A 24,247-nucleotide genomic window follows, 5' to 3' on the forward strand; every position below is an offset into this window, starting at 1 on the left:
AATTATTAATTAATCTTATTAATTGAATTAAACCAATTGGGCCTAATTATTGAATTTAAAAACAAACTATTTTCAACATAAAATCTATTCCCATAGTCGCTCTCGGCAGTAATGGCAAATGATAAATTAGATTTTTCACATGTATACTTTTTAACAAAAGGAATTGATAAATTAAATTCAATTTCATAATCACCTGTTGCTAAACTACAAGAGGGTATTGTAAATATTACTTCGTACGTACCCGGTAATATTTCATTTAAATTGTTGTAATCATTGTATAATAAACCCACAATAGGGTTGCCCGTTGGTGTACATATAGTTGCCCCTATAACTATATCTTTAAACTTTTCTCCAATTTCAAATTTTAAAACGATGTGAATTAGATCTGTATTTTTTAAGTTTTTACTCCTTAATTCATTGTAGATTTCAGTATTCAATAATCTCATACTTTTATCCCCGTCTTCACCTTTCCAATAATTACGATTCTGGTTAGATTTTAAATATAAATTCAACAAGGGTTCAATGCCTCCCTCAAAGACTATTTTTCCGTTCTCCAACAATATCCCTTTTGTACACAAACTCCTTACCGCCGCCATATTATGACTCACAAATAAAACCGTTCTTCCTCCTTCTCGAGAAATATCCTGCATCTTCCCAATCGCTTTTTTCTGAAACTCAGCATCACCTACTGCCAAAACCTCATCAATCACTAAAATTTCTGGCTCTAAAAAAGCGGCTACGGCAAAGGCTAAACGCACCGTCATTCCAGAACTGTAACGCTTTACCGGAGTATCAATGTAACGCTCACAACCCGAGAAATCTATAATTTCGTCAAGTTTTGAGGCGATTTCTTTTTTGGTCATTCCTAAAATAGCACCATTTAAAAAGATATTTTCTCTACCAGTCATTTCGCCATTAAAACCTGTTCCTACCTCGAGTAACGAAGCAATACGACCTCGAGATTTTATGCTTCCCGTGGTTGGTGCGGTAACCTTAGATAATATTTTTAGCAACGTCGATTTTCCAGCTCCGTTTTTACCTATAATCCCCAGCACTTCACCACGCTCTACTTCAAAATTAATATCTTGTAATGCCCAAACATAGTCGCTAGAACCTTTTGTGCTTCGGTCATTGACATCGCCTATTTTTAGGTATGGATTTTCCTTACCACGTATTTGATGCCACCAGCGGTTCAAGTCATGACTTAGCGTGCCAGTTCCCACTTGGCCCAAGCGGTATTGCTTAGAAATGTTTTCGGCTTTGAGAATGATGTCTTTGCTCATTTTATTTATTCATTGTTCTAGTTACGCAAATTGATGCTTGCGAATCAATTTTTAGGATTTGCTACCTGAGAAAACATAATTATCTAAAATCGTGCTACCGCTTCGCTTACTGAATCCCAATAATTATTGAAATACAGAAACAAAATTTTACTTTTTAGCGCTCTTTACCATAGCAAATACTTCGCATCGACTCCCTTTTCTTCGGAGGGGGCCGGGGGGAGGATCCTACACCGTATCTATAAAACTCTTCTCGGTCTTATTAAATATTAATATTCCCACCAACAGCAGAGCTATCGTAACTCCTATAGTGTAGGCCAATCCTAACATAGAAATCTGCCCTACATTTAATAGCATATAACGTGCCGTTTCTATAATATACGCCAAAGGATTGTATTGCACCAGCCACGCATAATGCGGTATTTTTTCTTTGATCAACGCCAAAGGATACATTACTGCAGAAAGGTACATCAGCAATTGCACACCAAATCCAATTAAATAACTAAAATCCCTGTATTTAGTGACCAAAGACGAAATAAACATCCCCAATCCCAATCCTAAAACTCCCATTAAAACAATAAGTAAAGGAAAAAACACCGCCGAAGGATTTAAACTAATAGCTGCTCCTTGACTATAATAATAGAGATAAAATAGTATAAAAATAAAGAATTGGATTCCAAATTTAATTAAATTAGAGATCACTATGGAAATAGGTACAATCAATCTGGGGAAATATACCTTGCCAAATATTCCTGCATTAGCACCAAAAGTATTTGAGGTTCCTGTTAAGCAGGCCGTAAAATAATTCCATACTGTAATTCCTGCTAAATTAAACAAGAATGGAGGAACAGTGCCGGTTTCGATTCCGGCTAAATTATTAAAAATAATAGTAAAAGTAATTGAGGTAAACAGCGGCTGGATAAGATACCAAAGCGGACCTAAAACAGTTTGTTTGTAAACCGTTACCACATCCCTTTTTACAAAAAGCATCAGTAAATCCCTGTACTGCCAGACTTCCTTAAGGTTGAGCGAGAAAAATTTATTTTTGGGTGTTATTTCAAACAGCCATGTGGTGTTGGTATGTTCGGGTTGGTTCATTGGTTTATGCTAAAATTCTAGCCATTATTTTATTTTCTCATGAGTGTCATATCGAGCGCAGTCGGGAGACGAGAGATATTTTTTTTATTTACTAAATGATTTCATTAAGAAGCAAATATAAATAATTTGTACTTTTTATTTACTTAAAAAATGACGTCCCAATGCATTTATGTTGAGCAATTGTCCTCATAAATTAATACTTACAAAGGAGAAAAACGAAAGTTCCGGGCACGCTTCGCGACTCTAACTAACAGTTTAAGGCAATGCCCATTTGTTAATAAGAGTAGTTTGTCAGCGAATATACTATTCCTTTATAAATAATAACAATAATTAACAATCAATCGACAACATTGACACATTCGAAGCGTATTCATCTGTTTTTACCTTAATAAATTTATCTTGAAAGCAGCAGTTCGAATGATTTTTATAGCGAAGTTAAGATTCCCTATTTAAAGACAAAAGTAGCCATAAAACTTGTAACGAGAACTTTTGTGCTATTGACAGAAGAGGATAGTTCTAAATTTTCGTCTCCCTTTAGTCCCGAAGCTTCGGGAGGACCAAAACGGAAATTATTCGGTTAGTTCAATAAATAGCGAATCCTTAAAGTCAATATCATCCTTGATTTTTCAACTAATAAAAATACCCCCAAAAAGTTAGATCCTTTTTGAGGGCATTTCATATTCTGTATATTTTATTTCTTACTCCTCCAGCTACTATTATTATTATAATCCCTCCTAAACTCATAAAACTCCCCTCTCAAGTAAAGACCTATAAACCATCTTACAACTACCACTATTATTTCATACCATTCCATACCTCAAATATAGAATGCTTAAAAACTATTTAATTTATGAGTAAATCAGAAACTCCTTTATTGACAACTAATAATCCCGAATTGACAAGTATTCTCGCTCGCTAATAAACAAAAAAGATGCCTCTCAGCATCTTACTTATTTATATCTTTTATTTTCAATCCTTTATCAACTTCTTCAACTTGTTTGAAAAATTCAGATATTGGCACTTTATAATATTCACACAATTCATAAAGAGTACTCACAGTCATATTCTGATTTCCGGTTTCATTACGGCCAATATGAATTGACAAATCTTTATTAGCTTTTATATTGTTTGCTACCTGCTCTTGAGTCAAGCCAGTTTTAGCACGAAGTTCTTTTAAAACTAGCTTTACTGCACTTAATAATTTTTCATTTTTTATCTGTTCCATCGTATTTCAAATTGAATCAGAAAAATATTTTTATACAATGACGTATTTGTCATTTTATTTTTTATCTTTATACCCACATTCTATTAGAATTAGTATTATTTTTGCGATTCTTCATATAAAATATTTGAAGCATTCGCTTAGAATCTCGTTTTCAAAAACTGGTAATTTTTAAACGCTCGAGATGATAAGTAAGATGCTCACGTCCCATGGCGTGGGCTCACTTATTCGTGCGTAGGGTATACCAGTACCTTGAAAAACGATATAAGCTGAGTTCCATGCCATTTTTTATGCGCAAAAGTCACTCACTTTTATTCTTAGCATCGCTTCCTTTTTAAAGTCTCGCATACAAATTAATTTAGTGAATTAGTTAGTTTGGAAACACACTGCCGGCGTTGGGCTGCAACTGGCAACGGCGGTGTACTTCCTTAAAAAAAACCTTTAAATCCAAGTGCCTATGCAATAAAAAAAACTCCGTATCACGTTGTCACCTACTTGAAACTCGTTATTCCTTTTTTGTCTCACGACTTTTAACTTTTGAATCACGACTCAAAAAAAAAAATGCCCTCTAACTCGTCGCCAAACTAACTAGAGAGCCATAGCAAAACAAAACTCACATTTCATTTAACCAATAACCAATATTATGAAAAATTTTTCAGTTTATAGGCCTTGGAAGGCATTTATATACCCCTTTATTTTGGGCTTGTCTTTGTCCATTACTCCTGCCCTAGCAAATAATCCAGCAATACACAAATTGTCAAGAAATCAAACAAAACTTGGCGCCCTTGTGCCTTGGTGGCAATTCAAACAACAAACCCATCAAGTCAGTGGTACCGTTTCTGATGCTAATGGGCCAATACCAGGAGCAACCGTTTCCATAAAAGGAACGAAAACAATTGCCATTACTGATTTTGATGGAAAATATATAATATCTGCCACCCTAACAGATACGCTTGTCTTTTCATTTATGGGCTACAAGACAGCAATAGTAACAATAAATGGACGCACTACAATAAATGTCAAACTACAGGAAGATGCAACAACACTTCAGGAAGTCCGTGTCAATGCGGGCTACTATAGCGTTAAGGAAAGTGAACGTACAGGTAGTATTGCCAAAATTTCAACCAAGGATATTGAAAAACAACCCGTTACAAACGTACTGGCTACCATGCAAGGGCGAATGGCGGGAGTAAATATTACCCAAACCACTGGAGTTCCCGGAGGAGGATTTGATATCCAGATTCGGGGGCAAAATAGTTTGCGCACTAACGGAAACAGTCCCTTATATATTATTGACGGGGTTCCTTATTCATCGGATCCTATCGGTTCCGGAATTAATTCCGCTGTGTTGCCAACACAACCAAGTCCGCTCAACAGCATCAATCCCGACCAGATAGAAAGCATAGAGGTTTTGAAAGATGCGGATGCCACTGCAATTTATGGTTCGCGCGGTGCCAACGGCGTTGTACTTATTACTACCAAGAAAGGTAAAGCAGGTAAAACTCGGTTTTCTGCCAACCTTTCCAAAGGTATTGGGACTGTAACCCACTTCATGGATTTAATGAATACGGAGCAATTTTTGCAAATGCGAAGAGAAGCTTTTGCAAATGACGCTATTTCCCCAATACCCAATTATGCTTATGACGTTAACGGGACTTGGGATCAAAAACGTTATACAGACTGGCAAATGGAATTGATGGGCGGTACTGCCGACATCACTAATATCCAAACTTCTCTTTCTGGCGGTTCCCCACAAACACAATTTTTACTCAGCGGGAATTATAACAAACAGACAACGGTTCTGCCTGGTGACTTTAGTTATCAAAAAGGGAATATGCATCTGAACGTAAACCATGAATCGGAGAATAAAAAGTTCAAAACGAATGTATCGATAGGTTATACGATGCAGAACAACAACCAACCCCGACTGGATCTTATAAGAGAAGCCGTGAATATCGCACCCAATGCTCCCGCGCTTTATAAGACAGACGGCACTCTGAATTGGGAGAACAACACCTTCAACAATCCATTGAGGAATCTGGAAGGAAAATATGAATCCACGACCAATGACCTTATTGCAAATATGATGTTGTCCTATGAGCTGATTGACGGCTTACAATTGAAATCGAGTTTTGGATATACCACACTTTCCGGAAAAGAAACCACTGCGAACCCATCGACTATGTTTAATCCTGCCTTTGGATGGGGACCTGAATTTTCATCGCTGATTGCCGGCGGGGCGGAACGTAAATCATGGATTATTGAGCCACAACTAAACTGGAATAAAAGTATTGGTAAAGGGAAATTGGATGTGCTACTGGGAAGTACTTTTCAAACACAAAAAGGCAACCAATTGGTACAGTACGCATATGGATTTACAAGCAACAGCCTGATTTACAATCTCGCTTCGGCTTCGAATATTTTTACGATGGTCAGTGAGGAATCAGAATATAAATATCAGGCGTTTTTTGGTCGTGTGAACTACAACTGGCAAGAAAAGTATATTGTAAACCTAACTGGTCGAAGAGACGGATCCAGCCGTTTTGGTCCCGGCAAGCAATTTGCCACTTTTGGGGCGGTTGGGGCTGCATGGTTATTTTCGAAAGAATTTTTTTTTAAAGACACTGCCATAGTAAGTTTTGGAAAATTAAGAGGAAGCTACGGGATTACAGGAAATGATCAGATTGGAGACTACCAATATCTCAACACCTATGGTTCTTCGGGTATTAATTACGGTGGCATAGTTGGCTTGGAACCCACAAGACTTTTTAATCCTGAATTTGGCTGGGAAACGAATAATAAATTTGAGCTGGCACTCGAAACAGGTTTTTTTAAAGACCGTGTATTTTTTACCGCCGCTTGGTACAACAACCATTCGTCAAACCAGTTAACAGGAATACCGTTACCGGGAACTACTGGATTTACTTCCTTACAAGCAAACCTCGATGCTACAGTGCAGAACAGAGGTGTGGAACTGACCCTTCGTACTTTGAATATACAAGGAAAGAACTTTAATTGGAGCACTAACATTAACCTTACAATGTCCCGCAACAAACTTTTGAAATTCCCTAATTTGGAAGGCTCAACCTATGCCAACCAACTGGTCATCGGAGAGCCACTGAATATCCAAAAAGTGTATCATTTTACAGGTGTGGATCCGCAAACGGGTGTGTATACTTTTGAAGATGTAAATGGTGATGGTTTGCTTAATGCTGCCGATTATAAGAAAACCATCAAGGATTTTAACCCGAAATATTACGGTGGACTGCAAAACACCCTGAAATACAAACACTGGCAATTGGATTTCCTTTTCCAGTTTGTGAAGCAAATTAATTATAACGCTTCTGTTTATTTTGGACTTCCCGGTTCACAAAACAACCAGCCTATTGGCGTGCTGAATCATTGGCAAAATCCAGGCGATAGCACTCCTTATCCCATTTATACAGACGGAGCCAACAGTGCCGCCGTGGATGCCTTTTATAAATATTTTGAAAGTGACGGTGCCGTAAGTGACGCATCCTATGTGCGACTGAAAAACATTTCAATTTCGTATGATGTGCCATTGAAAGACTTGCAGTGCAAGGTGTTTTTTGAAGGGCAAAATGTGCTGACTTTTACGAAGTATAATGGAGCTGATCCTGAGTTTAAATCTGCCGGATACTTACCCCCTTTGCGCATTCTTTCAGCAGGAGTGCAGTTTAGTTTTTAATTTAAAATTTACAATGATGAAAAAATTCAATACCAATTTATATAGTTGGAATCGCAAGAATTCAATTTGCAGAGTAACCTTTTCAGCTATTAGCCTTTTGATATTTGCGACAATCATGAACGCCTGTGATGATTTTGTGAATGTGGATCTGCCGAACTCACAGCTTACTACCAATACCGTTTTTGAGGAAAAGGCTACTGCTAATGCGGCCATGACCAATATCTATTCGAAAATAAGGGATGCGGGAATGCTGACTGGTTCGGCTTCCGGACTATCGCATTTGCTTGGCAACTATGCGGATGAACTGGATTTCTATGGTAATCCGCAAAGCGGAACTGTGGCGTTTAATCACAATTCGATAGTCGCTTCGAATCCTGATGTTAAAGATTTATGGAACAACAGCTATAACCAGATTTATGCAGCTAATGCAGTTATTGAAGGAGTGGCACAATCGGTCAAACTAACCGCGGCCGATAAAGCACAATTGACAGGGGAAGCATTGTTTGTACGAGCGTTGCTCCATTTTTACCTAACCAACCTCTATGGTAATGTTCCTTTTATCACCACAACAAATTATGAGCAAAACCGAGTTGCGGTACGGATTCCAGTTGATGCCGTTTATGGTAACATAAAGGCTGATTTGGAACAGGTAATACAACTTTTACCCGAAAATTATCTTACCACTGACAGGGTACGTCCAAATAAATACGCCGCACACGCCCTACTTGCAAGAGTGAACCTGTATGCGGGTTTATGGAATGAAGCTGCTGATGAAGCCTCGACCGTGATTAATAATACGAGTCTGTATGTTTACGAAGAAGACCTTGACAAAATTTTCCTCAAAGAAAGCACTTCGACGATCTGGCAATTGGCTTCGGGATTTAGTGGCGGGAATACCTTGGAAAGCGTGACTTTTAATTTTACGATTGGACCACCGCCATTATCGGCACTGACCAATGATTTTATGGCTGCTTTTACTGGAAGTGACCAGCGAAAAGTGCATTGGACAGAATCAGTTACTGATGGAACAAGTATTTGGTATCATCCCTTTAAGTATAAAAATTCGAATACGGGAACTTCCAGCGAGTATTCCATTATTTTCCGACTTGGAGAAATTTATCTGATACGTGCAGAAGCACGAGCACATTCAGGCGATTTGACAGGCGCTAGAGAAGATTTAAATAAAATAAGACACACAGCTGGACTTGCGGATACAGCAGCACTGACACAGGCAGAAATCCTTGATGCCATTTTGAAGGAAAGAAGACTGGAATTGTTTACGGAGTTCGGGCATCGTTTTTTTGACCTCAAGCGACTCAATCTAATTCAGCCTGTTTTATCAGCTATAAAACCCGGTTGGGATGTGCACGATGTCCGGCTTCCCATTCCTGAAACGGAACTCAACCTAAATCCAAATTTATTACCTCAAAATTTAGGATACTAATGGATACAACAATTTACAACTGCAAAATTATTTGGATTAGTTTTATTTTGTTTTTGATAGCCTGTCCGGTAAACGGACAGCTTAGAAAAACTCGGCAAATGACACCGGCGGATTATGGTTTATGGAGTACGCTAAAGGCAGAAAGTATTTCTGACTATGGGAAGTGGGTGAGTTATTCGTTGTCGTATGAATCGGGAATGGATACGTTATTTGTTAAAAGTACGGTTACCAGTAAAACGTTTGCTTTTGCAAAAGGAAATAATGGAAAATTCATCGGAGATAAGTGGTTTGGATGCCTGTTGGCAGAACAAAATTTTAGGCTTTTAAATTTGGCTTCCGGTAAAATGCAGGATTTTGGAAAAATACAAGAGTTTGCAGTTGCAGATGGCGGTCAATATATTATTCTTTATTGTCATGGCGATGGGGATAAAATGAAACTTGTAATCCGAAATTTGAATGGCGAGATCATGGAAAGCACTGATGATGTGAGTTCGTTTACAATGAGCCCAAAGTGTGATGCGGTGGGGTATTGCGTTTCGAATGCAATCGGCGGCACTGTCGGTTTGATTTCCTTTGGAAAGAAGCTTGTGAAAAGTATCATAACGGGAAGCGAAGTCAACCACTTTCAAAATGTGGTTTGGCAGACTGATGGAAGGTCACTCGCTTTTGTGAGTCGCGTGATTACTGCAGAAGCTTTTTCGGGCGATGCCGTTTTATTTTACCGATTGCAGGAGCAAAAACTATTTCAATATGATACGACAACAGCATTGAACTGGCCCAAAGATATGGCCTTGGAGGCCTGTTATATAGGAACTCTCGGAATTTCTGACGATGGGAAGCGGGTGTTTTTTAACATGAGGAAAAAGACTGAAACTATCGAAGGTAGCAATGGTACGGGTATACAGATTTGGAATGCTGCTGATAAGGATTTGTTTTCGTATCGGGATAGTTTTGGCATTCGCGAGGATGACCCACGACTTGCGGCTTGGTGGCCTGATAGCGATCGTCTTTTGGTTGTTGGGGATAATTTACAACCGTCTGCTTTTTTAAATGGTGACCAACAGTTTGCGTTAGTGTACAATGATAACGATAATAAGCCCACTTGGAAACAGGCAGCTGACAGGGACTACTATCTCACTGATTTATCGACCGGTTCAAAAAGCAGTTTTTTGAAGAAGCAGTTGGGTACAGAAGGATATTTCTTCTTTTCTCCCGGCGGAAAATATATTTTATATTTCAGGGATCGGAATTGGTGGGTTTATTCTATAGCAGCGCAAAAACATACCAACATTACAAAAAAATCAAATATTGCATTTTACAACAAGACCATTGACGAGCCTGAAGAGCCTCAGCCGTATGGAAATTCAGGATGGTATAGTAACGATCAATCATTTCTGATCTATGACCAGTTTGATATTTGGGAGTTTTCCCCGGATGGAGGTTCAGCCAAAAGATTAACACGTGGTAGAGAAAAACAGCTAGTTTACAGAGTTGAAAAAAATTCCAATGACTTCTCTGATGGTGTGGTTGCCAAGAGCAAAGCATTTGAAGCTAACCAAAGTTTAATTGTGAAGGCTAAAGCCATAGATAACAGCTGGTCAGGCTATTTTACAATCAATAAAAACGAAGAGGTCCGACCGATAATATATACTGGAAAGCTAGTGACTGAATTGCATAAGGCACGAAAAAGCAACGCCTTTATATTTTTACAGGAAGACTTTAACGAGCCACCCGCTTTACTATTAAACAACAACAGCGAAGCGAAAATAATTTTTAAAAGTAACTTACAGCATTACCAATATAGTTGGGGAAAGTCGGAACTTATTGAATATAAAGATTCCAAAGGTACTGCCTTAAAAGGAGTGCTTTGTTATCCTTTTGATTATGACCCTAAAAAACGCTATCCGATGGTTGTTGACATTTATCAAAGACAGACTGCACAATTGCACACATATACTAATCCAAGCCTTTTGAATGGGTCGGCATTTAATGCGACCAATTTTACGAGTCAGAGCTATTTTGTATTGTATCCTGATATTGCTTATGAAATTGGAAATCCCGGCTTTTCCGCTACCGATTGCGTTATTGCTGCAACCAATACCGCAATTAAGATTGCTCCCGTGGATAAAACCAAGATTGGGTTGATTGGTCATTCATATGGTGGTTATGAAACCGATTTCATCATTACACAAACCAATATGTTTGCTGTGGCTGTGGCGGGTGCTGCGCTTACTGATATGACAAGCGCTTACTTATCTGAGAACGTTGGCAATAAGAATTCCAACGGTTGGCGTTTTGAATATCAGCAGTTCCGCATGAATAAAACCTTGTTTGAGGATTTCAACGGGTATCAAAAAAATTCACCAATCAATGGAGTATCAAGAATAACCACACCACTTTTATCGTATACGGGATCAGAAGATACACAGGTTAATCCATATCAGACGATGGAATTTTATCATGCCTTGCGAAGATTACAAAAAGAACATATCATGATTGTTTATCCAAAAGAAAATCATGTCATACAAGGGCATGAAAATCAAATTGATTTGACGAACAAGATTTCAGAATGGTTTGGCTATTATTTAAAAGACGGTGAAAAACCGAAATGGTTTGCAGCGCATTAGACCTTTACGGTAAAAAAAAACAATGCAGTTCCTATGGATGTGGGAACTGCATTGCATTTTAAAATAATCTAAAACTTTTTAGTTCTGGATTTTGTACAACGGAATTTGACAAGTAGCAGCACTCGGATTCGTTTTACCCCATAACTGATTGCTACCTGACGTACAGACATTTGCCGTTACAACATTACTACACATCAAATCAAGATGACAAGGATCTGCCTGAGAGACAAATCTGTAACCCTGCACATTTGCTAATGCTTTTGTACTACTCATTGATGTAGTGATAAAAGCACCAGCGACACCCAACACCATGACTGCCAGTGGCATCATGAGTCTTTTGAAAAAATTTGTTTTCATAATAAAATTATTTAATCATTACGATCTACTCTTTTTTACAGGTTTTCGATCTTATCCCTGACATCGGCCGATATATTTTCATTAGTTTTTAGTTTTTGAATATTCTTTGGCTGAACGACTTTGGGTAAGGTGTTCACGTAATTTGTAGCATACTATTTTGTCGCCTATCAGTGCATATAAAAACGTACCTGACACTATCATACTCCTCATTTTTTTCTTTCCGATATTGTAAATTGCGAAGCTGGAACGATACGTTTTATTCGTCAGATCATAAACGTCCACAATGCTTGCCATTTTCCAAATCTCCTCTGATTCATACAATCCTGATAATGCGGAATTTACATAAAGTAAATTTTTATCAACTGCACTTAGTTTATTGACAATCAATGGCGGTTCAGCAAAGGTTTTCATATTACTATCCTTAAACTTTGCCAATTTAACCCGCGCATGACTTATGGTATCAATAGTGTTGCCTCTGTAATCCAAATTAAGATTTGGTTCAGCTACAATGAATTCATTTCGATACAAGTAGACATAAATTATCCGATTGAGGTCGTGATTGACAAGTAGACTTCCATCTGTATCGAAAACACCATCAAATTGTTTTTGTAAAAGTGAGCTGGCATATTTTGTTTGTATTGTGTCTGCAAGGTTTAAGCTGCCAATAATACTTTGGCCACTTTTGGGCAGCATATAACGTATGGCTAAATTCTGAGAATCAATAGGCTCTACCTGAGAGAAGTAGTGACCGCTATTCATTTTTAAAGTTGCTTTCCAATCCTTAATATCACCTTTGAATATATAAGGTACAATACCTTCAAACACGTAAAAATTGTGATCGAGTACTCTTATTAGTGGTGATTGGATTGGAAGATGTTGTTGGTTCAGTTCAATATGATAAATCTTTCTTGCCTTGAGTGCAGTATCCAAAACCAACACTTGCAAGGGTGCAGTGTAATTACCAAGATATATTTTACCGTTACCTTTTCCGGCAAAATAATACGAATTAAATTTTAAATCGGCACTGTATAATTCCTGTGCCGTATGCTGTGGAAACCGACGTATGAAAGTATTGTGATAGTGAGCGATATTTTCGGAAAGATTGTAAAGTACAATAATGGCAGCGCCACCAAAAGTCGTGCAGATTAATAGGATAATTATTTTTGATTTCAGGTTCATGATTACACTCTTTTGCGTTGATTTGAAATACTTTTCATTGGCATAAGTAATACTGCAATTACCGCTAAAAAGATAAAACCGATATTAAAAATAAGGTGTTGGTTCCATGTCATTTTTTGCAGTATTCCACCGCAAGAGCAGGGAATAAATGAACTGTAGTTTAAAATGATATAAATGTATGCCGTAAACATAGCCATTAACGAGTAGGCTGCAAAAAGCCCTGTAAACCTAAGTCGTGGGAGCAACAACATCATAGCAATAATGATTTCGGTTACAGGAATGATAATCGAAATCCAATCCGTAAAAGCACTTAGCAGCGGTGATTGACCTAATTGGATACGAAAGGTATTAAAGTCTAAAAGTTTGCTTGTGGCAGCATAAGTAAATAGTAAAGCATAAAGGGAGCATATTATGTTTACAATACTATTTTGGGTTCGGTTATTAAGTTTCATATCGTTTAATGTTATAATTTAATCCGATATAAAATTCCGATAAACAAAAGACTAAGGCTTTGCAAATCGGTATTATTTAGTTGTCAAAAAGGTATTATTTATTTACCCCCTATAAAACAGCATAGTATGTAAGCTAGTAAAAAAGGCTGTCGCTATTGCTTTCTTATAATTTTATTAGGTGCATAGCCATATGATTTCCTAAATGCTTTTGAGAAATTTGGGTAATTAATAAAACCGGTCATCGCGGCAATTTCTTTAAGTGGTATGCCAGTATTCTCAATTAACAAATGCGCTTTTTTTAAGCGTTCTACATTATAAAATTGATAGATACTGGTTTTAAATAAATGTTTAAAACCATATTTTAACTTATACTCATTTGTGCCAAAAATATGAGACAACTCCTTTAAATTAGGTAAAGGACTATCAATATGAATTAAAATATAATCGTAAACCTGTTGAATCAATTGTGCATCAGACAAACGATAAACGGACTCTTTTCTCGAAATCACAGGGGCTGCAGAAGTATCATCATCAATAACATTATCTTTAACTGCTGTTGTAACTACTGTTGTAACTACTGTTGTAACTAAGCTAATTAATATTTTACTACTATCCATAAAACGGCAAACAGTACAAAATGCAGGCACAAGCAATTGCTTTTGGCTTACAAAAACCAGCTCCAAGTTTTCTGAATAATTACAATTATTTGACAATTTCTCTTTGATGTTATTCCAAGAGACAGCAGATTCTTCTGATAAAATAATTTCAAAAGCGGCTCCATAAATCGTTTTGGGACTGTAGCCCAATAAAATAGACACATCAGTACTTATCTTTTTTACTATCCAATTGGAATCTAAAATAAAACTGGCCTGAACATACGAACTATAGCTGTTGTGTGGATTTACATAACTCAGATGAGAAAAAGAGGATTTCAATTCTTCTGCTACCATATTCAACAGCAATATTAAGGATTCCACTTCATCATCAGCTGTACTCCGCTGAATACGATAGCTGAAATTCCCTACCGCCATTTCAAGTAACATTTGGCGAATAGGCCTAATACGCGATTGATTAATTTTATCTTCCATGGGATATTATTAGCATTTAAAAAGAGTCTTTAATAAAACTAAATATAATTGGAAATAAATACAATCGCGGCCAATTGATCTGTGAATAGCCGAGTAGGAACACTGGGTTTGTTAATTTTAAGATAAAAATAACTTACCATCACAGAAACCTGTTCGTTGACCAGTAAACCAACTGCTTTAATAAGCAACGAACCCGATTTCGCTAAATAATCTCGTGCTGGTTTATCCATGGATACAATACCTCGGGCATCACAAAAAATAGGATAAGCCACATCATTTTGAAACTGAATCCTATCTGCTACAATACATTCTGCTGCCGCCAAATTAATTTTGACATTATCTTTATATATAAAAAAAAGAATAGTCCCGTCAATCCAAAAACGGGCAAATTCATTCTCAAAGCTATCTGTTTCCATATTATAATATTAAGTAAAAAAGTACAAATAAATGAAATATTATTCATAAATAATTAACATATAATAATAAATTAATACAAAAAGCAACAATTAACCATTGTTGTTGTCAATTCGGGAGTATCACTTGTCATATAGGGATTTTCGCATAAAAAAGTCAAAATATCTAATTTTTTATACTCACTTTTATAAAAATAATCAAAACCTTACACTATGGCAAAAATTAAACACAACAACTTTATTGACACCGTTGATGAAGTATTTTCAGGAGCAAAAAAAGAGGGCGTAATGCATCTTTATGCAGAGGATAAATCCTTAAATGGCAGAACAATTCAAATAAAAGGCAAAGAAATGTTTCATTTTGGAACTACGGGTTACCTAGGTCTTGAACAAGATAGCAGACTAAAAGAAGCCGCTATGGATGCCATACAAAAATTTGGAACCCAATTTCCATTGTCCAAATCGTATATATCCAATCCCCTATATGCAGAATTAGAAGCTAAAATGGAGTCTATGTACGGTATTCCTCCTATTATCACCAAGAACAGTACCCTCGGGCATATGGCGGTAATTCCAACAGCGGTTAGAGATGAAGACGGGGTCATTCTAGATCATCAGGTCCACTGGAGTGTTCAAACTGCCTGCCAATTACTCAAATTAAGAGGTATTCCAGTCGAAATGATTAAGCACAGCAATATGGATTTGCTAGAAGATAAAATCAAACAATTGGCGTCAAAATGCAAAAAAATTTGGTACATGGCTGACGGAGTTTACTCGATGTTTGGAGATTATGCACCGATTGCAGCACTAATGGAATTAAGCAAAAAGTATCCTCAATTGCAGCTTTATTTTGATGACGTCCACGGAATGAGCTGGAAGGGAAAAAACGGCACGGGCTATGTGTTAAGCGTACTAAAAGAAATACCCGATAATGTGATGATTATGGGGACATTAAGCAAAACATTTGGAGCCAGTGGCGCCGTTTTACTTTGTCCAAATGCAAAGCTTCGCGAAAAAATAAAAGTTTTTGGTGGCCCACTAACTTTCTCCGCACAACTGGAACCAGCTTCGGTAGCTGCTGCCATAGCTGCTGCAGATATCCACCTGTCTGAAGAGATCACCATTTTACAAGCGGAACTAGCCGAAAAAATAGCGTATTTTAATGAATTAATTTCTCAAACGGCAATACCTATAATAGTCCAAAACGATTCACCTGTGTTTTTCCTTGGTACGGCAATACCAATAACTTCTTATAAATTAGTTCAAAAACTATTCGAAGAAGGATTCTTTGTCAATCCTGCAATATATCCAGCGGTTCCTGTTCAAAACACAGGGATTCGCATCACACTTTCGAGACACAACCAAAAAGAAGAAATAAAAGCATTAGTCGAAGCAATAGAAAAGTATTTACCCATCGTGCTCAAAGAAACAGGAAATAGCTTAAACAAAATACAAAGTGCATTTGGTTTGGTCGAGACCCATACTAATATAGGCACAATAGTTGACAAATCCTCGTTACAACTGAAATATGAAACATCGATATCAAAAATGGATAAATCTACTTGGAATCATTTACTAGGACAACAAAGCACATTTGATTGGGATGGCCTTCATTTTTTAGAAACTGCTTTTGCCCATTCTGATGAACCTGCAAACAAATGGGACTTCCACTACTACATCATCACGGACAAAAGTGGAATTCCTGTAATAGCCACTTTTTTTACTTATGGACTGTGGAAAGACGACATGATGGCAACAGAATCAATATCAAAGCATTTAGAAGAGGAAAGAATAAAAAATCCTTTATATCTAACCTCTAAAGTTTTGGGAATGGGCTCTTTATTCACAGAAGGAAATCATTGCTATCTCAATACATCACATCCCTTACTAGAAGAAGCTATTCTAATGCTATTGCAAGAGATAGAAACTCTTTACAATCATTTAAATGCCGATATGTTAGTATTAAGGGACTTTGAAGAGAATGAACAATTGAATCGCATATTCCATAATCAAGGCTACTTAAAAGTAAATATGCCTGACTCCTGTGTGGTTGAAAATCTGGAATGGGACACTCCACAAGCCTTTGCCAACAATCTTTCCCCACGTTCGAAACGCCATTTTATTGAAGAGGTGCTTCCCTTTGAAAAGGCTTTTGATGTAGTAATAAAAAATAAACTAACTATACTAGAAACAGAAAAAATCTATCAACTCTATAAAAACGTAAAAAACAATAATCTCGCCTTTAACACTTTTACCTATCCTCCTAACGTATTTATAGCCATGGTTGCCGACCCAAATTGGGAATTTATAATGCTATATTTAAAAGCCAAGAAGAATGAGCCACAACTGGAGCAGCTCGTGGGCACTCTCTTTTGCTATAAAAACAATAATTACACTTATTCACCATCTCTGATAGGAATGGATTATAATTATGCTAAAGAATTTCAAATTTACAGACAACTTTTGTATCAGGGAATTAAACGTGCCAAGGAACTAAACTTTAAAAAAATAGATTTTGGTTTTTCAGCCACTTTTGAAAAGAAAAAACTGGGAGCTACAATAATTCCAAAAGTAGCCTATATCCAAGCAAGAGATAATTTTTCAATGGAATTGATGGGTACGCTACAAAACGAAGACAAAACAAATAGAAACAACACATAAACCTAAACCATTGTAAACCCAAAGAGACAGTATGTTTAAAATAAATGTCGAAGAATTTGATAAAAAACTCAAATCAATAATTAATAGTCCTGAAAATAATCATAAAAAATCTAGTTTGGGAATTAATTTATGTAATGAAACACTCTCGAATATAAAGGATAAAGTGGAGCAAAAAGATTTTGAAACGGTTTCAAGCGAAATTGATTTTTTTAAAAATATTAAAACAGTACCGATGAGTTATTTAATCTATTTTACTGAAGTTCATTCCTGTGAATTACGAAAACCCAAAACTGGACGAGCGTACCAAATTGAATTTCTGGAAAAAGAATTGCGGAAAATAAATAAATTCTTTTATCGCAACGTAGATTTTGTGCATTACATGGAACAAGGATATACCTATCTGGATCATCAATTTTTCACTAGAAACCACAGAAACAACTTCCCTTTTACACCCATGACGGATTATTATCAATTTCCGGAATTCTCAACTTCACATGATATGCTTTGGGCTAAAGTAAAAGCAATGAACCGGTTCATTCATTACATCCGCGAAGCAATGCAAAAACTCAATGCTGGTAATGAAATGATGTTTGAGGAAAAAAAACACAAAGTATTGGTATGGACAGCTCCCAAAGCAGCGATTACGGAACTAATTTATGCGCTATACTCCAATGGCTCGTTAAATAATGGTGCAGCCGACATCAATACCATAGTCGCCTCTTTCGAAGATTTTTTTAATATCAAATTAGACAATATCTACAAAACCTATTCTGAAATCAAAGGACGTAAAAGCAGTAAAACAAAATTTCTGGAAGAACTGACATTGAACCTTAAACAAAAAATTCATAAGGAAGAGGAAGTCTAAAATACGTAACCTCTTCGTAACTACGAAAAACCAAAATGCAGTACTGTGATGAATTCAAAAGTCACATTTACTGCATTTTTTATGTCTAAATAAAGACAAATCCCAATCAAGACAAAAAAATATTGTAATTGAAATTAAACCGCGAGTCAAAGATTCCATAAAATGACACACTAAATTGAAATAGTCGAGTAGAAATAAAAAATAAGAGCCATTTACAGTTTAAATCAGGACTTAGAACTAATTAAAATGTTAAATTTTATCGTAACTACGAAGCGTATAGGGAACGAAAGTAAAATAAAGAAATCACTTTTGTCAAACTAAAAGGCAAGCAAGTCTTTTTAGATTCAAATAAAATTAACCATTATTCAAATCATTCCCTTATGGCTGTATCAATCCTTACCGCAGAAGATTTAGAAGTATTCAAAATCGATCTTTTAAAAGAATTTAAAACTATTTTAGAAAACCAAACAACAGTAAAACCCCAAAAGTGGATGCGCTCCACCGAGGTCCGTCAACTGTTGAATATTTCAAACGGCACACTTCAAAACCTCCGCATCAACGGAACGCTTTCCTATGCAAAGGTTGGCGGGATACTATTTTATTCTTCCGAAGACATCAACAAATTAATGTCCCTTAACAAAGTACAAGCTAATTGTCATTAAGTTCAGAGATTTTTGAATGCAGATTTTGTGTTAATAAATACAAGTATTTTGATTTTTAGAAGGTCTATTCCATCCGAAATCGAAAATCGTTAATCAAAAATCTTAAATAATTTTATAGTTTATCTTAAACTTAATGACATTGGGTACAAGTTACATCCACACTTTTTCAAATAATATCCTTTTCACTTTTCACTTTAAAAAAATGAACTACTTAAAACACCTTTCTGAATTCTTTGACCGTATTATGCAAGATCAGAACCTCAACCCTACCCACATCAGTTTATACATTGTCTTATTTCAATTTTGGAACTTAAATCGGTTTCAAAATCCTATTACCATTACCAGAGATGAGGTGATGCAAATCAGTAAAATTTATTCTAAAGCTACTTATCACAAATGCATGAGAGAATTAAATGAAAAAGGATATGTTAAATACGAACCCTCATTCAATCCTTACAAAGGTAGCAGCGTACACCTAATCGATTTTTCAGCAAGCGAACCCATTAATAACAGAAAAAGTAGTAGTAGGAAATTTTGAAAAAAACTCCCCTCTCCTCTGGCTAACGAATAAAACTTCTCCCTAAAATCAACAAAAAATTAACTAAAAAAAATGGCAAAAGTAATAGCTCCTTTTTTAATAAAAGGAACAATCGATGATATCAACTTTGTAGTAACTGCCGATGGAAATAATTATGCACGATCAAAACGAGAAGCTAGCTTAACATCCCTGGAGTTCAATAAAAATCCCATATATGATCGTATTCGCAACCATGGCAAGGAATTCGGGCACTGCGCAAAAAAATCAATTATTTTTCGCCAGTTGGCAGTACAGTTCAACAACCTCGCCAAGGATGGCAGCTTCGCAGGTAGGGTAAATAAACTTCTATTCGGTATTCTTCAAGAAGACACCACCAATCCATTAGGGAAAAGAACCCTCTCGGAAGGTTTAAAAACCAGTGAAGGCAAATCAATGTTGTTATTTTTTGAGGGCAACAAACTAAGGGCCTTACGCCAAGTTCTTAAAATAAAGGAACAATGGCATCAGCAAAGCCAAACAATAACACTGACTGACTTCTTGGCAAGCGAGCACTTAGATTGGCCTTCAGAAGCCACTCATGTTCATTTGGCAATGGCCACATCCAATTGGGATTGTGAAAACGACACCTTCCACACCTCCTACAGCAACGAATTGATACTGGATAAAGAAGCAGTAAAACAAACGATAACACTATCCACACTGGCACCTGTAGGGAATGAATTATACCTGACATTCCTTTTCATAGGATTTCTAAAACAAGAGAGCAAAAAACAAAAATTCTTACATAGAAAATACAACACAATAACACTAATAGGGTATCAAAAGCCGCAAAAAAACTAATACCTGATCACGGATTACTTAACACGGATTACTCAACACTGCATACTATCTCATGAACTACTTAAAACACCTTACTGAATTCTTTGACCGTATTATGCAGGATCAGAACCTCAACCCTACCCGTATCAGTTTATACATGGTCTTATTTCAATTTTGGAACGTAAATCGGTTTCAAAATCCTATTACCATTACCAGAGATGAGGTGATGCAAAGCAGTAAAATTTATTCTAAAGCTACTTATCAGAAATTCAGGAGAGAATTAAATGAAAAAGGATTCCTTAGATACGAACCCTCATTCAATCCTTACAAAGGCAGCAGTGTACACCTAATTGACTTTTCTGCTGAGTAGGGGAATCGATTGCTCGTGAATCGAGGATTCGTGAATCGGTGTTTCGTGAATCGATTGTTCTGATTTCGGTTGACGATTCACGAAATAATGATTTTATTAATTGGATTAATAAGGGTATTCGAGAAACAAATTTAGAGAGCAACTAAGAAGATTTGACACCATAACTTCACTCACCCCGTCCTCTCGGATTTACACACAATAGTTAGCCCAATGAGTGAAGTGCGGTTATAAGAGGAACAGCACAATAATAGAAAACGTGTTTTATAAAAGAAAGGGCTGAAAAGCTCGCTCGGGTGCAAATCCACTATCGGGATTGGCAATATAAATCAGGAAATTTGTTTGAGAATTTCCCTTTCAGAATGGCGAACCAAGACTTTGAATTTTTCATACCATTGTTTCCAATCCGCAGTACCCATGTCTTTTGCGAGTTCTTTTTCAAAATCCGCAAGTGCGACATAAGACGATTCAAAAATCAGTCGGTAACTTTCTCCCGTAAAGTCGGTTAAAACCCGATTTCCGGTTGTTTGTGGAAACAATCCGCCTTGTGTAGCCTCATCAATCAAAGCTTTGGCATCTTTATAACGGCCAAATTGGAGATAAAAGATTTCACGAACGATATACATGGGTACAAAAATTAGGAGTTAAACAAAATAATTTTACACGTATAAAGTTATGAAATAATACAGTTGATTCATATTTAAAGTATTGAAAAACAAAAATAATCCACTGATTAAAAGGATTTTAGCAGATTAGCACAGATTGATAGTATTAAAAACGATTCTCGATACACGTCACTTCGAGTAGCGAAGCATATCGAGAAGTTTTGCTACATTACATTTCGTAAAAAACACTTCCCGAAACAAGTTCGGGATAAACGGAACTGACGTTGTAGATAATTACACCCATCAGGTTATTATTATTATTTAGGTGATTGATATTATCAAAAATCTGCGTTTATCCGTTGCATCTGTGTCTGTCATCCTGAGCTTGACGAAGGGTGTGTGCCATTTTCGTCTTTAGTGCGCATATTGGAGTCTAAACGTCTCCGTTTAACCAGGTTCATTCCCCTCTTGAAAGCGAAGATTCAACGACTCCAAACAAAATAATATAGGGAGTTAGAGGGGTTAGTGGTGTGTTTTTTATTGGTCTGCCTACTCAACTCCCCAAACTAGCAGCCAAGTGTGGTTAGCACCTATACTGAAAATAAACAGAAAATTCAATTCCAAACCCAAAAAGTGCAACATAATGCTCTATTTGATTAAAAAACAAATCAACAATAGCTAATTCCATTAAAAAATGCACTTTAGTGCACTTTGTTGTGTAAATACACATTTAAAATGTATATTTACATAAAAAAAAGCCATATAATGCACTTTGAAGAATTAATAAAGACCATAAAAGAGCGAAGACAGATGCTTCAGGTTACCCAAGAAACGGTAGCCGAGTTATCAGGTGTTGGTCTACGAACATTAAAACAATTTGAAAGTGGAAAAGGAAACCCTACACTGCATACGTTACAAAAACTGGCTGATGTGCTAGGCTTAGAAATCAGTTTAAAAATTAAAAAATAGATCAGATCGCTAATGAGAAAAGCAGCAATAGTATATAAAGAGGAAGAAGCTGGCATCTTAATGCAACACGATGGCGGTTCTTTTACATTCCGTTATAATGATAATTGGATGGCAGACCCCAATAAGCCCGGTATCAGTCTTACTTTACCTAAAAACCAGCAAGAATTTAATTCAAAATTCTTGTTCCCTTTTTTTTACAACATGCTACCGGAAGGATCTAATAAACAAGTAGTATGCAAGTACAATAGAATAGATAATGACGATTATTTCGGCTTACTGATGACTGTCGCAAAATACGACAGTATCGGAGCAGTCAGAGTTGTTAAAACAGAAAAATGATGAGTTTAGCTGAAATAAAATATTGTCCTGGAACCTTAGCAGAAGGTTTTGACACCTATAGTAGAACCTGCTTGAAAAGAGTATTTCAGGGTAAAAAAGTGTATCATATATTACCTTATGATGCACCAGCATCCAATCCTGAAACGGATAAACTTTTTGAAGAAAATCGAAAACAGATGTCCATTTCAGGGGTTCAGGAAAAATTCTCTGTTCTACTGGATAAGAACAAATTACGACTTGCAAAGGAAGAGGAACGTGGTGCTTATATTCTAAAACCAATTCCCTCCATAGGTAAAAGGCCGGATCAGATGCCAGCCAATGAACACCTAACCATGCAAATTGCCCGTCAAATCTACGGAATAGAAACAGCTGAAAATGCATTAATCTTCTTTAAAAATGGAGCTCCTGCCTATATTACCAAGCGATTTGACATAAAAGAAGACAGCACTAAACTAGCACAAGAAGATTTTGCGTCCTTGTCCGGAAGAACACCACAAACCCATGGAGAGCATTATAAGTATTTAGGAAACTATTTAGAGTTATTTCAATTAATGCAAAAACATTTACCTGCATACAAATTAGAAGCTCCTAAACTATTAAAAATACTTATTTTTAATTATCTGTTTTCAAATGGAGATGCGCACTTTAAAAATTTTTCTTTGCTTGAAACCCCAATGGGAGATTATCGATTAAGTCCTGCCTATGATTTATTGAATAGTCGTATTCACATTGAGGATAAAGACTTTGCACTAGATGACGGGCTTTTACCGCGAAATCTAGCAGGAGGAAAAATGAGTCAGCAATTTGCCAAATTATCAGAACAGGCGGAAATCAATGTGAAAATTTTCAATAAAATTATGGAACTTATGCTTTCAAAATCAGAATTTGTAAAAAAAATGATAGCAGCATCTTTTCTCAGTGATACTACAAAAAGAAATTATTTGCAAGCCTACCAAGGTCGTTTAATACAACTAATGAAAGGATAAGACATTTTTGACTTAACAAATTCTTACTTCCAAACTTATCAGCACAAGTTAACAACACTCGAACTGACGTTGTAGAAAATTACACCCATCAGGTTATTATTATTATTATTATTATTATTTAGGTGATTAATATTATCAAAAATAGCCCACTGATTAAACGGATTTTAGCAGATTAGCACAGATTGATAGTATTAAAAACGGTCCTCGATACATGTCACTTCGAGTAGCGAAGCATATCGAGAAGTTTTGCTCCATTTCATTTCGCAAAAAACACTCGAACTAACGTTGTAGATAAATACACAGATTGGATTATTATTATTTTTATTTAGGTGACTGATATTATCAAAAACCCGCGTTTATCCGTTGAATCTGTGTCTGTCATCCTGAGCTTGACGAAGGGTGTGTGACATTCTCTGCTTGAATCGGCATAATGGATAGTCCTATTTATTATTGTTAACCCGTTGGATGTGATTCATTCTTGCATTTTTTTTTACCACATAGAAACATAGTTTTTTTTTGGATTCTTAAAGTCATTTCACTTTACACAAAGATTACATAGCTATGTGA

Annotated in this window: 21 protein-coding genes; 12 read left to right on the forward strand and 9 right to left on the reverse strand. The window is 36.4% G+C overall.

Annotation, left to right across the window (positions count from 1 at the left end; genetic code table 11):
• Window positions 1–5 precede the first annotated feature (5 nt).
• From IWX84_RS03270 to IWX84_RS03280, 3 genes are all read right to left on the reverse strand, one after another.
• Window positions 6–1,283: an ABC transporter ATP-binding protein gene (locus IWX84_RS03270; protein WP_196849339.1), complete on the reverse strand. Its 1,278-nt coding sequence runs from the start codon at window positions 1,281–1,283 to the stop codon at window positions 6–8.
• A gap of 225 nt (window positions 1,284–1,508) precedes the next feature.
• Window positions 1,509–2,378, reverse strand: coding sequence for an ABC transporter permease (locus IWX84_RS03275; RefSeq protein WP_196849340.1), 870 nt, complete (start codon window positions 2,376–2,378; stop codon window positions 1,509–1,511).
• 946 nt (window positions 2,379–3,324) lie between these two features.
• Entirely contained in the window at window positions 3,325–3,603 is a 279-nt protein-coding gene (locus IWX84_RS03280; RefSeq protein ID WP_196849341.1) for a helix-turn-helix domain-containing protein, read from the reverse strand.
• Window positions 3,604–4,243: 640 nt separating this feature from the next.
• Between IWX84_RS03280 and IWX84_RS03285 the strand changes: the two genes are divergently transcribed.
• Genes IWX84_RS03285 through IWX84_RS03295 form a run of 3 tightly spaced genes read left to right on the forward strand, consistent with a single transcriptional unit; the run spans window position 4,244 to window position 11,380 of the window.
• Window positions 4,244–7,309 carry a SusC/RagA family TonB-linked outer membrane protein gene (locus tag IWX84_RS03285; RefSeq protein ID WP_196849342.1) on the forward strand — a complete coding sequence of 1,022 codons (3,066 nt, stop codon included), beginning with the start codon at window positions 4,244–4,246 and terminating at the stop codon, window positions 7,307–7,309.
• Window positions 7,310–7,325: 16 nt separating this feature from the next.
• Entirely contained in the window at window positions 7,326–8,753 is a 1,428-nt protein-coding gene (locus IWX84_RS03290; RefSeq protein ID WP_196849343.1) for a RagB/SusD family nutrient uptake outer membrane protein, read from the forward strand.
• The gene (locus tag IWX84_RS03295; RefSeq protein WP_196849344.1) at window positions 8,753–11,380 is read left to right on the forward strand and encodes an alpha/beta hydrolase family protein; all 2,628 of its coding nucleotides are present in this window, start codon (window positions 8,753–8,755) and stop codon (window positions 11,378–11,380) included. Before IWX84_RS03290 ends, IWX84_RS03295 begins: the two co-directional genes overlap by 1 nt.
• 78 nt (window positions 11,381–11,458) lie before the next feature.
• Here IWX84_RS03295 and IWX84_RS03300 read toward each other — a convergent pair whose 3' ends face one another.
• From IWX84_RS03300 to IWX84_RS03320, 5 genes are all read right to left on the reverse strand, one after another.
• The gene (locus tag IWX84_RS03300) at window positions 11,459–11,707 is read right to left on the reverse strand and encodes a hypothetical protein (protein WP_231385399.1); all 249 of its coding nucleotides are present in this window, start codon (window positions 11,705–11,707) and stop codon (window positions 11,459–11,461) included.
• A 111-nt stretch (window positions 11,708–11,818) separates the two neighbouring features.
• Window positions 11,819–12,916 carry a hypothetical protein gene (locus tag IWX84_RS03305; protein WP_196849346.1) on the reverse strand — a complete coding sequence of 366 codons (1,098 nt, stop codon included), beginning with the start codon at window positions 12,914–12,916 and terminating at the stop codon, window positions 11,819–11,821.
• 2 nt (window positions 12,917–12,918) lie between these two features.
• The gene (locus IWX84_RS03310) at window positions 12,919–13,368 is read right to left on the reverse strand and encodes a MauE/DoxX family redox-associated membrane protein (protein WP_196849347.1); all 450 of its coding nucleotides are present in this window, start codon (window positions 13,366–13,368) and stop codon (window positions 12,919–12,921) included.
• 152 nt (window positions 13,369–13,520) lie between these two features.
• Complete coding sequence (locus IWX84_RS03315; protein ID WP_196849348.1) at window positions 13,521–14,456, reverse strand: helix-turn-helix domain-containing protein; 936 nt, start codon at window positions 14,454–14,456, stop codon at window positions 13,521–13,523.
• A 38-nt stretch (window positions 14,457–14,494) separates the two neighbouring features.
• Window positions 14,495–14,872 carry a hypothetical protein gene (locus IWX84_RS03320; RefSeq protein ID WP_196849349.1) on the reverse strand — a complete coding sequence of 126 codons (378 nt, stop codon included), beginning with the start codon at window positions 14,870–14,872 and terminating at the stop codon, window positions 14,495–14,497.
• Window positions 14,873–15,082: 210 nt separating this feature from the next.
• Between IWX84_RS03320 and IWX84_RS03325 the strand changes: the two genes are divergently transcribed.
• The 6 genes from IWX84_RS03325 (at window position 15,083) to IWX84_RS03350 (ending at window position 20,784) form a co-directional block, all read left to right on the forward strand.
• Window positions 15,083–17,530 (forward strand): aminotransferase class I/II-fold pyridoxal phosphate-dependent enzyme, encoded by a 2,448-nt coding sequence (locus IWX84_RS03325; RefSeq protein WP_196849350.1) that lies wholly within the window; start codon window positions 15,083–15,085, stop codon window positions 17,528–17,530.
• 31 nt (window positions 17,531–17,561) lie between these two features.
• Window positions 17,562–18,395 carry an RteC domain-containing protein gene (locus IWX84_RS03330; protein ID WP_196849351.1) on the forward strand — a complete coding sequence of 278 codons (834 nt, stop codon included), beginning with the start codon at window positions 17,562–17,564 and terminating at the stop codon, window positions 18,393–18,395.
• A 380-nt stretch (window positions 18,396–18,775) separates the two neighbouring features.
• Window positions 18,776–19,057 (forward strand): helix-turn-helix domain-containing protein, encoded by a 282-nt coding sequence (locus tag IWX84_RS03335; protein ID WP_196849352.1) that lies wholly within the window; start codon window positions 18,776–18,778, stop codon window positions 19,055–19,057.
• Window positions 19,058–19,259: 202 nt separating this feature from the next.
• The gene (locus tag IWX84_RS03340; protein ID WP_231385400.1) at window positions 19,260–19,595 is read left to right on the forward strand and encodes a hypothetical protein; all 336 of its coding nucleotides are present in this window, start codon (window positions 19,260–19,262) and stop codon (window positions 19,593–19,595) included.
• A 72-nt stretch (window positions 19,596–19,667) separates the two neighbouring features.
• Window positions 19,668–20,435, forward strand: a complete 768-nt coding sequence (locus IWX84_RS03345) for a hypothetical protein (protein ID WP_196849353.1) — start codon at window positions 19,668–19,670, stop codon at window positions 20,433–20,435.
• A gap of 52 nt (window positions 20,436–20,487) precedes the next feature.
• Window positions 20,488–20,784, forward strand: coding sequence for a hypothetical protein (locus IWX84_RS03350; RefSeq protein ID WP_231385401.1), 297 nt, complete (start codon window positions 20,488–20,490; stop codon window positions 20,782–20,784).
• 326 nt (window positions 20,785–21,110) lie between these two features.
• Here IWX84_RS03350 and IWX84_RS03355 read toward each other — a convergent pair whose 3' ends face one another.
• On the reverse strand, window positions 21,111–21,407 hold the full coding sequence (locus IWX84_RS03355; protein WP_196849354.1) for a hypothetical protein: 297 nt from the start codon (window positions 21,405–21,407) through the stop codon (window positions 21,111–21,113).
• A gap of 744 nt (window positions 21,408–22,151) precedes the next feature.
• Here IWX84_RS03355 and IWX84_RS03360 point away from each other — a divergent pair.
• From IWX84_RS03360 to IWX84_RS03370, 3 genes are read left to right on the forward strand one after another with little or no spacing between them, the layout of a single operon-like run.
• A complete protein-coding gene (locus IWX84_RS03360) occupies window positions 22,152–22,355 on the forward strand; it encodes a helix-turn-helix domain-containing protein (RefSeq protein ID WP_196849355.1) in 204 nt (67 codons plus the stop codon).
• Between the two features lie 12 nt (window positions 22,356–22,367).
• The gene (locus tag IWX84_RS03365; RefSeq protein WP_196849356.1) at window positions 22,368–22,694 is read left to right on the forward strand and encodes a HipA N-terminal domain-containing protein; all 327 of its coding nucleotides are present in this window, start codon (window positions 22,368–22,370) and stop codon (window positions 22,692–22,694) included.
• Window positions 22,694–23,680 (forward strand): HipA domain-containing protein, encoded by a 987-nt coding sequence (locus IWX84_RS03370; RefSeq protein WP_196849503.1) that lies wholly within the window; start codon window positions 22,694–22,696, stop codon window positions 23,678–23,680. The genes IWX84_RS03365 and IWX84_RS03370 overlap by 1 nt, the downstream gene beginning before the upstream one ends.
• Window positions 23,681–24,247: the final 567 nt, after the last annotated feature.

Source organism: Flavobacterium sp. CG_9.10, from assembly GCF_015752245.1.
GTDB lineage: Bacteria > Bacteroidota > Bacteroidia > Flavobacteriales > Flavobacteriaceae > Flavobacterium.